Below are 15871 nucleotides of genomic sequence, written 5' to 3'. Positions count from 1 at the left end.
GTGTCGACATCAAAAGCACCCCTTCCAAAAAAAGTTTTGTATATATCTATACCACTTTTTAGAAGAAGTACACATTTATTAAGTTGACAGCTATGGTCGAGTAGCCTTCCACTCCAATCAGCAATCGTGTAGATCTTTAAATATTTTCTTCCCTCGAAAGTAAAGTAAAAACCTATTATGGATAGAATAGTGGCACAATTCTATAGTTGTTATGCTGCATTTTATGGATAAAACCACCTTGTCACTTTACATAAAGCCACTTATTGCTGTCGCTCTATTTTCGTATAGAAAAATGTTATCAAAGCTCCCTTTTGCATAAAACAGTGATGGCTAAGATTTCCATTTTTTACCATAAATTTGTGTGAAATGCCAATAGAAAATACGATGAGCAACGGTTGATTGGAGTGTAGACTGAGTGACTCCTCGGGGATTCAGCGTCACAGATGAGACCCTGGAGCGAGCTACGCGAGTGAAGCGGCTCATCGGACGCCCCCAGGAAAGCACTCAGTCGGAACGGAGATCAACCCCTCGTTTTGAAAAAGGGCTATATTTTTTAATTTGTCACCTTGAATTCATTGACATAATAGTATTTCAAAAACGTGAAATCAAAACCATGACTCTTTATGGTTTTGATTTTTTTTTGAAAAAAGAACTCTTGGAACCTTCATTCGATACACATACTTTTCTTAGATGGATTCATGGCGTTCTATCCTTTGTTTGTTTATAATGTAAAAATGGAAAAAGACTTAAGTTAGAAAGAAGGGATAGCTATGGCACGAGGTGTTTACATTCATATTCCTTTTTGTCATCAAATCTGTAATTATTGCGATTTCAATAAATTTTATTTTAAAAATCAACCTGTTGATGAATATATAGAAACTCTAGGCAAAGAGATGGCGCTCGCTATACAAAAATATCCTGACCATTTTAAACAAATTGAAACCATCTTCCTTGGTGGGGGAACACCGACTGCGTTATCTCCTGTGCAACTAGAAAAACTTCTTGGGCTTATTCGTGCGTATATTCCTATGGACAGTGTGACAGAATTTACATCAGAGGCAAATCCAGACGAGCTGTCAGAGGCGAAATTGCAGGCATTGTTTGCTGGAGGTGTCAATCGTTTAAGCATGGGGGTACAATCCTTTGATCAGGCGTTATTAAAGAAAATTGGACGTACACATAGTAACGAACATGTTTATGAAACAATTACCTTGGCGAAAAAGGTAGGTTTCCACAATATAAGCATTGATTTAATGTATGGTTTACCTGGGCAAACAATGGCACAATGGGAGGATTCCTTAGCAAAGGCCTTTGCCTTGGAGTTACCACATATTTCAGCATACTCATTAATAGTGGAGCCAAAAACGATATTTTATAATCAATATACAAAGGGAAAGCTGCATTTACCAACTGAAGATCTTGAGGCAGATATGTATGATGTATTGATGAAACAGATGGAGGGTCATGGGCTGCAACAATACGAAATAAGTAATTTCGCGCAATCTGGTTTCAGTTCTAGTCATAACAAAATTTATTGGGAAAACGATGAATATGCAGGATTTGGTGCTGGTGCGCATGGATATATAGCCGGTGTCCGTTATTCCAATCATGGGCCATTAAAAAAATATATTGAGGCAGTAAATACAGGCGAGTTACCAATTGTCTATGAGCATATTGTGACAGAGAATGAAAAACGAGAAGAACAAATGTTTCTAGGTCTGCGAAAAACAGAGGGAGTATTACACCATATATATGAAGAGAAATTCAATGAAACGATGTTTACACGATATCGTGATGTTATAGAAAAGCTAGTATTAGAAGGTCTTTTGGAACACGATACGATTGGAATTCGTCTGACACGAAAAGGTCGTTTTGTAGGTAATGAAGTATTTCAACAATTTTTGCTAGAAGATTGAGCGATATCGTTGACAGAAAATGTGGGATTTGATAACTTAATAATAGTATTAGCACTCCTCTTAGTTGAGTGCTAACAGAGGTGATAATCATGCTAACAAATCGGCAACTACAGATATTGCAAGCCATTGTTGATGACTTTATTATGTTTGCACAGCCGGTAGGTTCTCGCCAAATCTCCAAAAAGCAAGAGATTACATTTAGTCCAGCCACAATTCGAAATGAGATGGCGGATTTGGAGGAACTAGGTTTTTTAGAAAAAACACATACTTCCTCTGGTCGAGTGCCTTCGGAAAAGGGTTATAGATTTTATGTAGATCATTTGTTGAGTCCACAGGGGATTAATTCTAGGGATATTCAGCAAATCCAATCAATTTTTAATGATCGCCTAGTAGAAGTAGAGCATATTATCCGAAAGTCAGCCAATATTTTATCAGAGCTGACATCTTATACATCGATTCTTTTAGGACCTGATGTGCAAAGACATCGTGTTAAACGATTCTCAATTGTGCCGCTCTCTAGTGATACAGCAGTAGCGATTATCGTAACGAATAACGGGCATGTGGAAAATCGCATGTTTAGTTTACCTCCTGGTTTTACCGCTTCTGAATTAGAGAAGATGGTTAATATTTTAAATGAACGCTTAATCGGTGTGTCTTTAGAAGACCTTCATACAAAGCTTGAGGCTGAAGTATTAGCTGTCTTACAGCAGCATGTGAGATCTGCGGATGACTTTATCCACTCACTTGTTACAGCCACGATGAATAATTCGGAAAGTAAAATTTTCTATGGTGGAAAAACGAATATGTTCAATCAGCCCGAATTCCACGATTTAAATAAAGTCCGGATGATTTTGGACTTAATGGAAACGAATAGCCAAGTGCAGTCGCTTTTCCATCCCAATGAATCGGGCATTCAAATTCGTATAGGCTCAGAAAATAAACAACTAGAAATGGAAAACTGTAGTGTCATTACGACCACTTATTCAATTGGTGAAGATCAACAAGGGGCTATTGCGATTATTGGTCCAACACGGATGGATTACAAACGTGTTGTTGCTTTACTAGACGTATTGCGCTTGGATTTAACACAGGCCTTTACGAAGAATCGTAGTGATTGATAATGAGGAGGATTCAAGTGACTGAAATAACTGATAACAAGGACCTTGTACAAGAAGAAGTACAGGATGAGAAAAATGTACAAGCTGAAAATTTATCGACAGAAGAAGATGTAGTAGAACAGCAAGAAGTAGAGTTGACAATTGAAGAGCAGTACGAAGCAAAGCTAGCAGATTTACAAGCAAAGCTAGACGACGAGGAAAATCGCCATCTACGCCTACGCGCTGACTTTGATAATATGCGCCGTCGCAGTCAACTAGATCGTGAGGCTGCTGAAAAATATCGTGCTCAAAGCTTATTATCAGATTTGCTACCAGTACTAGATAATTTTGAACGTGCCTTACAGGTGGAAGCAACATCTGAAGAAGCTGCTTCTATTGTAAAAGGCATTGAGATGGTCTATCGTTCTCTGATTGAAGCAACAGAGAAGGAAGGTCTGCAAGTAATTAAAGCTGAAGGTGAGCCATTTGATCCAAATATTCACCAAGCTGTCATGCAGGAACAAGATAATGAAAAAGACGCTGGTGTTGTTTTACGTGAGCTGCAAAAAGGGTATATCCTAAAGGATCGTGTATTACGCCCAACAATGGTATCTGTGAACGAATAGTCATAGCACTATTTAGTCAATTAAAATCAGTTAGAAAACGCATCCCTTGCGTTGAAATAATAGGAGGAAATTTTAATGAGCAAAATTATCGGTATTGACTTAGGAACAACAAATTCTTGTGTTTCTGTACTTGAAGGTGGAGAACCAAAAGTAATTCCAAATCCAGAAGGCAATCGTACAACACCATCTGTTGTCGCATTTAAAAACGGCGAACGTCAAGTTGGTGAAGTAGCAAAACGTCAATCAGTAACAAACCCGAACACAATTATTTCTATTAAATCAAAAATGGGTACAGCTGAAAAAGTAACAGTAGAAGAAAAAGACTATACGCCACAAGAAGTATCTGCAATGATTCTTCAATACTTAAAAGGCTATGCAGAAGACTACTTAGGGGAAAAAGTAACAAAAGCAGTTATTACAGTTCCTGCTTATTTTAACGATGCACAACGCCAAGCAACAAAAGATGCTGGTAAAATCGCAGGTCTTGAAGTAGAGCGTATTATCAATGAGCCAACTGCTGCTGCACTTGCATATGGATTAGATAAGCAAGATCAAGATCAAAAAGTTTTAGTATTTGACCTTGGTGGTGGTACATTTGACGTTTCTATTCTTGAATTAGGTGACGGTGTCTTCGAAGTATTAGCAACAGCTGGTGATAACAAACTAGGTGGGGACGATTTCGATGACGTGATTATCGACTATCTAGTAGCTGAATTCAAAAAAGAAAATGGCATTGACTTATCAAAAGATAAAATGGCGATGCAACGCTTAAAAGATGCAGCAGAAAAAGCGAAAAAAGATTTATCTGGTGTAACTTCAACACAAATTTCTTTACCATTCATTACAGCTGGTGAAGCAGGTCCATTACACTTAGAAATTTCTTTAACACGTGCAAAATTCGACGAAATTACTTTACCATTAGTAAATCGTACAGTTGGTCCAGTACGTCAAGCATTATCTGATGCAGGTCTTTCAACAACTGAAATTGACCAAGTTATTTTAGTTGGTGGTTCTACTCGTATTCCAGCAGTACAAGAAGCAGTACGTAAAGAAACTGGTAAAGAGCCTCACCGCGGCGTAAACCCAGATGAAGTTGTTGCGATGGGTGCTGCTGTACAAGGTGGCGTATTAACTGGTGATGTGAAAGACGTTGTTCTACTTGACGTAACACCGCTTTCACTTGGTATTGAAACAATGGGCGGCGTGTTCACAAAATTAATTGACCGTAACACGACAATTCCAACATCTAAATCGCAAGTATTCTCTACAGCAGCTGACAACCAACCAGCAGTAGATATTCACGTATTACAAGGTGAACGTTCAATGGCAGCAGACAATAAAACATTAGGTCGCTTCCAATTAGCAGATATTCCACCAGCACCACGTGGTATTCCACAAATCGAAGTAACATTCGATATTGATAAAAACGGTATTGTATCTGTTAAAGCGAAAGATCTTGGTACAAACAAAGAACAAACAATTGTGATCCAATCTGATTCTGGTTTATCTGAAGCAGATATTGAACGCATGGTAAAAGATGCTGAGGCAAATGCTGAAGCAGATGCTAAACGTAAAGAAGAAGCAGATCTTCGTAACGAAGCAGATCAACTAGTATTCCAAGTAGACAAAACAATTGCTGACTTAGGTGAGCAAATTACAGAAGATGAGAAAAAGTCTGTTGAAGATGCTCGTGATGAACTGAAAAAAGCACTTGAAGCAGGCGAATTAGAAGGTATTAAATCTGCTAAAGAAAAACTAGATGGCGTTTTACAGCCATTAGTAATGAAAGTATATGAACAAGCTGCAGCAGCTGCTCAAGCGGCTCAAGGTGGCGAAGCAGGTGCAGATACTGGAGCTGACAAGAAAGACGATGGTATCGTAGACGCTGACTTTGAAGAAGTGAAAGACGATAAATAATAGCTAGTAGCTCAGTTAAGTGAAGAAGCCAAAGACCGCTTGCGGCTTTGGCTTTTCTCTTTATTAAAAGCGGATACTACAAGTTTATCCTTTATTAATAAATATTTTACAACAAAAATAGAGGCAGTTTATTTAACTGCATGGTACAATAGATTTTATGCAAAAAGAGCGGAGTGTGAATGATGGAAAAACGCGATTACTACGAGGTGCTTGGTTTAACCAAATCGGCTTCAAAAGATGATATTAAAAAAGCATATCGTAAATTATCAAAACAATATCACCCTGATTTAAATAAAGAGCCAGGTGCTGATGAAAAATTCAAAGAAATCGCTGAAGCTTATGAAGTGCTGAGTGATGATCAGAAGAAAGCTCGCTACGATCAATTTGGTCATGAGGATCCAAATGCAGGCTTTGGTGGTGGCTTCGGAGGAGGAGGCGGGTTTGGCGGCTTCGAGGATATTTTCAGTTCGTTCTTTGGTGGCGGTGGTCGCCGCCAGGACCCGAATGCGCCACGCAAGGGTGATGATTTACAATATCGTATGAATATTAAATTTGAGGAAGCGATTTTCGGGAAAGAAACAGAAATCGAAATTCCAAAGGATGAAACCTGCGATACTTGCCATGGTTCAGGTGCACAAGCAGGTACTACACCAGAAACATGTTCAACATGTAATGGTGCTGGTCAAGTAAATCAAGCAGTGGATACTCCATTTGGCCGTATGATGAATCGTCGTACTTGTTCAACATGTCAAGGTACAGGTAAAATCATTAAAGAAAAATGTTCAACATGTCGTGGAGAAGGAAAAGTTCAAAAACGTAAGAAAATTAAAGTAACAATTCCAGCAGGGGTTGACGATGGCCAACAAATTCGTGTATCTGGTCAGGGTGAACCAGGTATAAATGGAGGACCAGCGGGAGATTTATATATTATGTTCCGTGTGCAGGGACATAATGATTTTGAACGTGATGGCGACGATATCTATTATGAACTTAAGTTAACATTCCCTCAGGCAGCTCTTGGTGATGAAATTGAAGTACCAACTGTTCATGGGAAAGTAAAATTACGAATTCCAGCAGGGACACAATCAGGTGCTCAATTCCGCCTTAAAGACAAGGGTGTAAAAAATGTACATGGCTATGGTACAGGTAATCAATACGTCACTGTAAAAGTGATTACACCAGAAAAATTAACTGAAAGACAAAAACAACTACTGCGCGAATTTGCTGAAATTAGTGGTGATATTCCTGAGGAACAAGGAAGCTCGCTATTTGATAAAATCAAGAAAAAATTCCAAGGCGAATAATTAGAGGAGCTGAAGAGCTACGTGAAGTGGTCAGAATTATCCATTCATACCAAGAATGAAGCGGTAGAGGCAATTTCAAATATTTTGCATGAGGCTGGGGCAAGTGGAGTTGTTATTGAAGATTCTGCTGAATTTGCCAAGCCACGAGAAGATCAATTTGGTGAAATTTATGCACTAAATGAAGCAGATTTTCCCAAAGACGGTGTTATTGTCAAAGCTTATTTATCAGAGTCTAGTTTTTTAAATGAAACAGTCGAAGAAATTAAAGCGGCTATCACAAATCTAACGAACTTTAACATCGATATAGGGGAGAACATTGTATCGATTGTAGAAGTAAACGAGGAAGATTGGGCAACAGCTTGGAAGCAATACTATCATCCTGTGAAAATTTCTGAACGCTTTACAATTGTACCAACCTGGGAAGATTATACACCAGTATCAACAGATGAATTAATTATCGAATTAGATCCTGGAATGGCATTTGGTACTGGAACACATCCAACAACAGTGATGTGCCTGCAAGGGCTTGAAAAGGTTGTAAAAGAGGGAGACACAGTTATCGATATTGGTACGGGTTCTGGCGTTCTTTCCATTGGTGCAGCATTGCTTGGAGCTAAAAGTGTTCATGCGCTTGATTTAGATGAAGTAGCAGTACGCTCTGCACAAGAAAATGTTGTGTTAAACAAAGTTGAAGATACAGTATCAGTATTTCATGGAAACCTATTGGATACAGTGAAGGAACCTGCTGATGTCGTTGTGGCCAATATCTTAGCAGAGATTATTATGTCCTTTACTGACGATGCATTTTCAATTGTCAAACCAGGTGGATTATATGTTACTTCAGGCATCATTGGCGCAAAACGTGATGATGTCAAAGTAGCACTAGAAGATTCAGGCTTTGTCATTGAAGAAGTATTACTAATGGAAGACTGGGTCGCAATCATCGCCCGTCGTCCACAATAAATTGACTGGAAAGCGCCAAATCATGAGCCGAGTGCTTGTGATTTGGCGTTTTCTCTTCTTTATGGAAAGGAATGTGTACCATGCAGCGTTATTTTATTGGAACCTCTATTGAAGAAGCACGAATCAGTGGAGAAGACGCACGCCATATTGAACGAGTAATGCGAATGAAAGAAGGTGACAAAATCGTAGTAGTTGCACAAGAAAATGCCCATATTTGTACAATTGCAGCCTTTGAAGGAGAAGAGATAGTTGTACAACCTACAGGGGAGATTATTCCTTCTCCGGAGCTGCCTGTTCAAGTTACAGTGGCCTGTGGATTGCCAAAAGGTGATAAATTAGAGCTTATTACACAAAAAGCTACAGAGCTTGGCATGTTTGCCCTATTACCATTTGAAGCAGAGCGTTCCATTGTGAAATGGGATAAAAAAAAGGGTGTAAAAAAGCAAGAGCGTCTGCAAAAAATTGCAAAAGAGGCGGCTGAACAATCTCATCGTACTCATATCCCAGAAATCTATGAACCAATTTCTTTTACACAGCTAGTGAATAAAGTGGGCGATTTTGACAACGTTTTTATCGCAGATGAAGAAGATGCCAAGGCCGAAAAACGTACGAGGTTTGCGGAGAAGCTAAAAAACACTTATGATAAAAAATCAAAATCAATTCTTATTATCTTTGGTCCAGAAGGCGGCATTGCTAGAAAAGAAGCGGAAGCTCTGTTGCAAGCTGGAGCACAAACGATGTCTTTAGGACCTCGAATTTTGCGAGCAGAAACAGCACCGCTTTATGCACTGTCTGCCATATCTTATGAATTTGAATAAAAGAGCTATACGTGAATACATTGCGTAAAAACTTAATAAAGACAATGCATGGGCAAAAACCACTTAAAATAACTGTTTTAGGTGGTTTTTTCCATTTTTACGGTATTTATTGGTGGGTGAAGTTGCAGTCCTACTACAAATTGAGTCATTAATATTGTACAAAACATGGTGCAAGAATTGGTACAACAAATCCGATTTAGTTATGAAATCTAAAGGAATCTTGAGAAGATTTCACTCTTAGCTCAAAATCCTTTTTATTAAAATATGGAAATAAACAAGTACAACGTCTATACATAGATGTTATGGATACATATTCTAACGATAGGAGAGCTCTCTAATACTACTATAAAATGAAAAGAGGGAATTTTTTTGAGTGATCAATTAGATAATCAAATGCTACCTTGCCCGGTAACATCAACTGAACAAATACCATTAAATAGTGAGGCCACTCCAGTAGTCGCTACACCGGTAACAGCACCAACTATTAAAGTTCCAGTTGTACTTGCCGAACCAACACTTCAAATCGTTGTGGAGTCGGATATTACGCTTAACCCTGCTGCAACTGAAATCAAAAGAGTGAAGAAAAATGTATTTCTAAATCAGGTTAAACTAGTACCGGTTAGCTTTGCACGTATTGGAAACACTGACTTTTTCAGGGTAACAAGAGCTAAATTATTTGTAGCAGGACATATTCGTAAAAATATCGAATATGCTTCATCAGCATGTAGTGGAGCACTTCGAGATAGAATTGCTGATGTTGCGTTTTCTGGCTTTACAGACCTAACTTTCCCGCAAACACCTGGAGGCCCTACTCCAATCTTGGGAATTTCCGAGTTTGCTGAAGCGAACTTCCTAAATGAAGCTACGCAAATGGACGCTCGATTAGATAAGGCTTTCTTCCAAAATCTCGTTAAATACAATGAGCAACCGTTTGGCGAGTTAGTAGCAGCGAACTTCTTTGAACTTGATTTTTCACCAAATATGGCATCACCTGAAGGTACTTTCAGCACATTACGTGAAAAAATTGTACTGGATCTTACTGTAAAAGTACTGCAAGTTCAACAAGTCCGCCTTGGCATTGGCAGTAGTGTAATAACTCCTGTTCTTTCAGGACCTACACCTCCAGTTAGCATTACTGTCGATCCTCCTAATAATCCACCTACTGATCATTGTTAATTCTAATTTTAGAGGAGTAAAATGGTTTAAAGTGGGCACTCGAGGGCACTGAAAAAAACCCAATATTTGAGTTGGCAGCTGATCGTTCGATTTAGTCGAATGTTCAGCTGCCTTTTTGCTATCTAATCTTTAAAATTAAGGCCGATTTTACATTCTGAAACTCGTCTCCAGAAAATTGTCGAGAAAACACACAAATCTTTACTAACCCATTGTCTTTCAACGGATTAGTATCTCAATCCTGCCGAGATTTGAATTGTACTCAGTGACAAAAGTAAAAATAATGCATATTGTAATAATAAGTGCAGTAAAAAGAATATGGGTTACGTAATGAGTTTTTCCAATAAAAACGAACTTTGAATATGTCTCTATAGAAGAGCTCATAAACCCCTAACATAAAAAAACATGGGAATTATCAACCGTTGCACTTTATTTGTCAAAACATTTTTTAGGAGTGAACTAATGAAAACTCCATGGATAAATTTTAGACGGATGGAGGAAGTGTCCTCCAAGCAAAATAAATACACAAATTGGACCTACCAAACTACACCATCTCATTGCGGTGAAAATAATCTATTAGATATAGAAAAAACAGATGAAACCAGTTATGTGGAAGAACTTGATTTAGATTCTAATCGGGAACTACAAATTCCTTCAAAGACTAATGTTGAAGAAGAAATCAGTCTTCTTGCTGATGCTGAAGATGCAGATGAAGTGAATCTAAAGGAGGAATTGGATTTAGCAGCCATTTTAGATTCAAGTCAGGAACTATTGATTCCTTCAGAAACAAATGTTGAGGAAGAAATCGATCATTTTCCCGATACCGAAGTGGTAGATGCAATGAACCCAGAAGAGGAACTGGATTTAGCATCCACTATAGATTTCACTCATGAACTAATTCCTCCAGAAACAAATGTTGGGGAAGAAGTCGGTTATCTTCCTAATACCGAAGAAGCAGATGAAATTAATTCTGTAGAAGAACTACAAGTAGACTCTACTCTTAAATTCTTCAGTCGTTCTGAATCTGATGTGGAGAATAAAATTGATACAGAGGAATTGACGGATAACCTTTCTACAAATTGTGTTAATGCTTGTCCTGAGCCAGTACATGGAGAAGTATGTTCTATAGCCCAAAATATACCTTTTTCTACATATGTAGAAATTAATGATTTTCTCCATGCTCCTATATGTGGTGAAAATGTTCAAAATACATTTGAATTTCTTGATTTAAACAATAAACTAATTCCCCAACCTGAAACCAAGCTATTTAATTCTATAACAGATTATCCTGAGCAGCCAGATTGTCGATTGGCTCGCTCGAAAATTAATCAAATTATATTTTTAATGGAAACTGATACCTTTACTAAAAATGATCAGAAAAATAGTCCACCGAAATCAGTTGTAGTTCCCTTACATAAGTCACAATCAATTAAAAAAGGAGAAATAAATAATCATTCTTATAGTACAAAAGATTGTATGCATATTAGAGTTCCAGTTGTAGTAGGGGAATATAAAATCGAAATATGCCTTGAAGACTATATTGATTTTGAAAAAGGAATTGTAGGAATTAAAGATATCTCAAGTGAGGCAGTGCTAACCAATTGTAAATTTGTACCTAATCATTTTTCCAAAACATTAGGTAATGGAACTTGTACAGCATTAAAGGGAAATTTATTTATAGAAGGCTATATTCATCAAAATCTTGAATATACAAATTCTTATACTGGGAATGAAATACCTGTACAAAATAATTCATTTATTCATTCAAATCGATTGTGCCAAAATATAGTATTAGAGTTAATCATCCATATGTTACAAGTACAGAAAATTCGAGTTAGTTATGACAAACAAATGACTGGAGGATAATTGAAATCTTTTCACGTAGCTCAAAAACCCTTTTTATAAACACTAAATTACTAGTATATACGTCCATATATAGATTTAATTGCTACATATTCTAGCAATATAGAGAGCGCTCTCTAATACTAAAAAATGAAAAGAGGGAATTTTTTGAGTGATCAATTAGATAATCAAATGCTACCTTGCCCGGTAACATCAACTGAACAAATCCCATTAAATAGTGAGGCTACTCCATTAGTTGCTACATCGGTTACAGCACCAACTATTAAAGTTCCAGTTGTACTTGCCGAACCAACACTTCAAATCGTTGTGGAGTCGGATATTACGCTTAGTCCTGCTGCAACTGAAATCAAAAGAGTGAAGAAAAATGTATTTCTAAATCAGGTTAAACTAGTACCGGTTAGCTTTGCACGTATTGGTAACACTGACTTTTTCAGGGTAACAAGAGCTAAATTATTTGTAGCAGGACATATTCGTAAAAATATCGAATATGCTTCATCAGCATGTAATGGAGCACTTCGAGATAGAATTGCCGATGTTGCGTTTTCTGGCTTTACAGACCTAACTTTCCCGCAAACACCTGGAGGTCCTACTCCAATCTTGGGAATTTCTGAGTTTGCAGAAGCGAATTTCCTGAATGAAAGAACTCAATTGGATGCTCGATTGGATAAGGCTTTTTTCCAAAATCTCGTTAAGTACAATGAACAACCATTTGGCGAGTTAGTCGCTGCGAACTTCTTTGAACTTGATTTTTCACCAGTTATGGCATCACCTGAGTGTACGTTCAGCACATTGCGTGAAAAAATTGTACTGGAACTAACTGTAAAAGTACTACAAGTTCAACAAGTCCGCCTTGGCGCTGGTAGTGCTGTAATAACTCCTGTTCTTTTAGGATTAACTCCTCCTACTAGTCCTTAATAAGTTTTAGAGGAATACAACAGATAAAAATATTCTAACTTTAGTAGTGCAAATCATGGTCAAGGTTTGTACTGCTATTTTTTATGAGACTAGAAAGAGTCCTTTAAAAACCAAGCATTCCTCACACGCCTATGTGAAGCAGTCAAGGATGTTGGGTGGGATTGTGTAATACATTTAGAGAGTTAATGATAATCCAAGTATGTGACCCACTTGTAAAAGAACTGTACATTATATGAATTTGTACTCCTTTTAAACTTTTTCAAAACTTTATGTACTAATATTTCCTCTCTCGCCCGTCTTCTTTTGATTTTTTTAAACTTTGAGCAATAGCTCTTGTCGTTAGCATTAATAGTGGTAATTCTAATGAATCATCATCAGAACTCATTGTTAACGTATAGTGTTATAAAAATCATTAATAATCCCACCTATACTATAAACTATCTATGACTGACGAATCTTTATTGATAAACATTTAAAATATTGGAAAATATTGAATTATATTATATAATGGTTAATATAATGAAAAATACATATGAAGAAATTTGCACTGATTTTACTTTCATCTAAATTATTAATTAGCCCAATGGCATTTAATTCACAAGTTGAGAGGAAACAACCCCGTTCATGAACTAAGTTCTTTAGGTTTGGGGAATAATGTTTTTTTAGCACGCATACCAAGTCTAAAGTATATTAAAAAAATCTAAAGAATTTTGGAATTTAACAAATATATATTAAGAGCGCAAAAGCTATTTGCAGTAAATAAAGGGGCGATATTATGAAAATGGGTTTGAATGGTTCATCTGTTGTTAGCGGATTGCAAACAGGCAATATCAGTATGACTAACATAAGCAATAAAGGCTCTATTAACACCAATGCAAGCGCCAAAAATAGCGCAGCAGTTATTTTTAGCCGTTCATCTTTTAGACCGAATGTGTCAAACGATACATTAAAAGATTTTTCGAATGACTTAACTCGAATAAAGCTAAGTTTAAGAAATAATTCCGATAGCAATGCTGATAGCAAATTATTAGACGAGTTTTTGACGAAATATAATGAGTACAAAGAAAAAGGCCTATTTGACGGACAGGCAGACGATAACAACACCAACCAGATTTTGCAGAACAGTGTTTTAGATTTGGTTGATGAATTTCGTGCTAAAGCCGTAAATGAAGAGGCCCAAACCTATTTTAAGGAAATGAAGGCAAGAGGTGATATGGGGATGTTTCTTGTCAGGGCTTTAGGTATAACAAGTGGGCATGTTGATTGGTCTGATAAAGGCATTTCCCGAATGATGGAGTTATACGAGGAAAAGTTAAAAGACGGTACGTTAAATTCTGATAATGCTGAAATACTCGATTTGGACGCTTTTAATAAATATCGCGAAAAAAATAGCAAGGAGACTGAAGAAGCAATCAAAGAGCGTGAGGCATACAGCTTATTATTGAAAAAACTTGACGCATTTAAAAATTCCTTAGTTCAGTATTTCGAAGGAAAATAACAAACTGCAATAGATAAACCCAAACATTTGAGAAGTTTTTAATCTCAAATAGTTTGGGATTTTTTGTTTAAATAATCATAAATCTTGATGAGATGATGAAAATTATTTTCAACTCTTAAATAAGTTATTTGAAAAACGTGACGTAAATGGTTTGATGAATATGGCGAATCCATTTTAACCTACATACTATTAATAGTAAAAGACTATCAACATGCAGAGGATTTAACGCAGGAAACTTTTATAAAAGCTTATAAAAAACAACATGAATTTGAACATAAATCAACGGTGAAAACGTGGTTATTCTCAATCGCTTTTAATGTGATAAATGACTATTTTCGAAAAAAACATCCGTTACAACATTACTTAGGTATAACAATAGCGGAAAAAGACTACAAGCCAATACCTGAACAAATCGTAGTAATGAATGATCAAACTGAACAATTATATAGATCCATTCAACAATTAAAACCTTCCTACAGACATGTGATCATTTTGCGGAAGTTAAAAGAATTCTCTACGGAGGAATCATCTATCGTTCTAAACTGGTCTGAGAGTAAAGTGAAAATGACTTTAAAAAGAGCTTTAGCAGAACTTAAAAATGAATTATTAAAAGGAGGGCTTACCTATGAAACCTTTTTCAGATGAACAATTTAGTGATTTGGAACAAGAATTAAAGATGACAGACAAATCCAAAAGCCTATTAAGAAATAAAGTATTGCAGAATACAGTTATAATCAATAAACGTGAACTTAAAAATAATCGTGATTGGCAATACAATACTATTGCTGTCATATTAACAGCAGCCGTCATAATATTTCTTACTACACAGTCATTAGATACTTTAAGGCATACAGCAAATAAAATCTTATATAACAATGAGATATTTGAACCAGCAGAAGTTAAGATGATGGATGAAATAGTAGTACAAGACCATATTGAATTTACGATACAAAGTAATAATTTTGGTAAAATAATTAATCCATCAAATTCAGGACCTACTTCTAATTATTTAATTAATGATAATAATGGTGAAATTTATTTAGATATTTTAGTAACTGTAAGAAACATATCGCCTACTGAGTTATCTGAGGCAGATGATTTTATGAGTATTGAAATCATCTATGATGAAAGAGAAGAATTTAATTCATTTACTAGTTTTGAAAGAGAAAGTTTTGAAAGAGTTGAAGAGAATAAATTTAGTGGTTTAAACAATTCGAGTATTGAACCATTGGAGACTAGAGTGGTTCATTTTTTAACCTCTGTTCCAGCAAGTATAGAGAAAGATGGTAAGCCATTGAAAGCAGTAATTACAGCCAATGGGGAAAATTATGAGTATGTAATTCGATAACTTAAGCTTAAAATATAAATTTGATGATTTAAGAAATTACGTTCTTAAACTCACGGGGTGCTTTACTTGAAGATCATTGAGTTGCGGTGTAGAAGTAGAGGGTGGGATATTTGGATTAGGTAATTTAACAAGTACGACTATCGCTAGTTCAAAGGGCTATACTTTAAATGTTGGACCTAACAAAAAAGTATACATGGCATATAGAGTAAAATATCAAATAGAAAAAGGAACAAGAGAATATTACGACATTGTTACTGGTAAAGTAATGAAAAGAAATTCTTATACTGTAAAAACTCCAATAAGCGGAGAGTATGCATTATTAAATGTAAAATAAAAAAGACTGTTTATAGTCTTTTTTTCATAGTGTTGAAAAATTAAATAGTCAAGGGACTCTTTGTAAATATTTAGTCAAAATGAAGGTGATTTCCGTTCC

Annotated in this window: 13 protein-coding genes and 1 pseudogene; all 14 read left to right on the top strand. The window is 36.3% G+C overall.

What is annotated here, in order from left to right:
- Positions 1-770: 770 nt before the first annotated feature.
- Positions 771-1916, top strand: a complete 1146-nt coding sequence (gene hemW, locus AC3WOM_RS24910) for a radical SAM family heme chaperone HemW (protein ID WP_492448800.1) — start codon at positions 771-773, stop codon at positions 1914-1916.
- Between the two features lie 89 nt (positions 1917-2005).
- Positions 2006-3034 (top strand): heat-inducible transcriptional repressor HrcA, encoded by a 1029-nt coding sequence (gene hrcA, locus AC3WOM_RS24905; RefSeq protein WP_492448799.1) that lies wholly within the window; start codon positions 2006-2008, stop codon positions 3032-3034.
- Positions 3035-3051: 17 nt separating this feature from the next.
- A complete protein-coding gene (gene grpE, locus AC3WOM_RS24900) occupies positions 3052-3639 on the top strand; it encodes a nucleotide exchange factor GrpE (protein ID WP_427543594.1) in 588 nt (195 codons plus the stop codon).
- Positions 3640-3714: 75 nt separating this feature from the next.
- A complete protein-coding gene (gene dnaK / locus AC3WOM_RS24895) occupies positions 3715-5556 on the top strand; it encodes a molecular chaperone DnaK (protein ID WP_492448798.1) in 1842 nt (613 codons plus the stop codon).
- 182 nt (positions 5557-5738) lie between these two features.
- A complete protein-coding gene (dnaJ, locus tag AC3WOM_RS24890) occupies positions 5739-6860 on the top strand; it encodes a molecular chaperone DnaJ (RefSeq protein ID WP_492448797.1) in 1122 nt (373 codons plus the stop codon).
- A 21-nt stretch (positions 6861-6881) separates the two neighbouring features.
- Positions 6882-7823, top strand: coding sequence for a 50S ribosomal protein L11 methyltransferase (gene prmA / locus AC3WOM_RS24885; protein ID WP_492448796.1), 942 nt, complete (start codon positions 6882-6884; stop codon positions 7821-7823).
- 80 nt (positions 7824-7903) lie between these two features.
- On the top strand, positions 7904-8641 hold the full coding sequence (locus AC3WOM_RS24880; RefSeq protein WP_492448795.1) for a 16S rRNA (uracil(1498)-N(3))-methyltransferase: 738 nt from the start codon (positions 7904-7906) through the stop codon (positions 8639-8641).
- A gap of 369 nt (positions 8642-9010) precedes the next feature.
- Positions 9011-9817, top strand: coding sequence for a CsxC family protein (locus AC3WOM_RS24875; RefSeq protein ID WP_427543609.1), 807 nt, complete (start codon positions 9011-9013; stop codon positions 9815-9817).
- 459 nt (positions 9818-10276) lie between these two features.
- Complete coding sequence (locus AC3WOM_RS24870) at positions 10277-11680, top strand: BC_2427 family protein (RefSeq protein WP_492448794.1); 1404 nt, start codon at positions 10277-10279, stop codon at positions 11678-11680.
- Between the two features lie 144 nt (positions 11681-11824).
- The gene (locus AC3WOM_RS24865) at positions 11825-12592 is read left to right on the top strand and encodes a CsxC family protein (RefSeq protein ID WP_427543615.1); all 768 of its coding nucleotides are present in this window, start codon (positions 11825-11827) and stop codon (positions 12590-12592) included.
- Between the two features lie 775 nt (positions 12593-13367).
- Entirely contained in the window at positions 13368-14090 is a 723-nt protein-coding gene (locus AC3WOM_RS24860) for a hypothetical protein (RefSeq protein ID WP_492448793.1), read from the top strand.
- Positions 14091-14246: 156 nt separating this feature from the next.
- A pseudogene (locus AC3WOM_RS24855) lies at positions 14247-14735 on the top strand (RNA polymerase sigma factor); the annotation flags it as partial.
- Positions 14716-15438, top strand: coding sequence for a hypothetical protein (locus AC3WOM_RS24850; protein ID WP_492448792.1), 723 nt, complete (start codon positions 14716-14718; stop codon positions 15436-15438). The pseudogene AC3WOM_RS24855 and the gene AC3WOM_RS24850, both read left to right, overlap by 20 nt.
- 76 nt (positions 15439-15514) lie before the next feature.
- A complete protein-coding gene (locus tag AC3WOM_RS24845; protein WP_492448791.1) occupies positions 15515-15772 on the top strand; it encodes a hypothetical protein in 258 nt (85 codons plus the stop codon).
- Positions 15773-15871 lie beyond the last annotated feature (99 nt).

The sequence above is a fragment of the Lysinibacillus sp. FW301-JW8 genome (assembly GCF_058788755.1).
The sequence above is the reverse complement of the archived record's forward strand: the minus strand, read 5'-3'. Positions and strand labels throughout refer to the sequence as shown.

Excerpts from the sequence above, each read along its gene's own strand:
- hrcA (WP_492448799.1), top strand. The coding sequence starts at position 2,006 with ATGCTAACAAATCGGCAACTACAGATATTGCAAGCCATTGTTGATGAC.
- AC3WOM_RS24850 (WP_492448792.1), top strand. The coding sequence starts at position 14,716 with ATGAAACCTTTTTCAGATGAACAATTTAGTGATTTGGAACAAGAATTA.
- AC3WOM_RS24880 (WP_492448795.1), top strand. The coding sequence starts at position 7,904 with ATGCAGCGTTATTTTATTGGAACCTCTATTGAAGAAGCACGAATCAGT.
- dnaJ (WP_492448797.1), top strand. The coding sequence starts at position 5,739 with ATGGAAAAACGCGATTACTACGAGGTGCTTGGTTTAACCAAATCGGCT.
- AC3WOM_RS24860 (WP_492448793.1), top strand. The coding sequence starts at position 13,368 with ATGAAAATGGGTTTGAATGGTTCATCTGTTGTTAGCGGATTGCAAACA.
- hemW (WP_492448800.1), top strand. The coding sequence starts at position 771 with ATGGCACGAGGTGTTTACATTCATATTCCTTTTTGTCATCAAATCTGT.
- dnaK (WP_492448798.1), top strand. The coding sequence starts at position 3,715 with ATGAGCAAAATTATCGGTATTGACTTAGGAACAACAAATTCTTGTGTT.
- AC3WOM_RS24870 (WP_492448794.1), top strand. The coding sequence starts at position 10,277 with ATGAAAACTCCATGGATAAATTTTAGACGGATGGAGGAAGTGTCCTCC.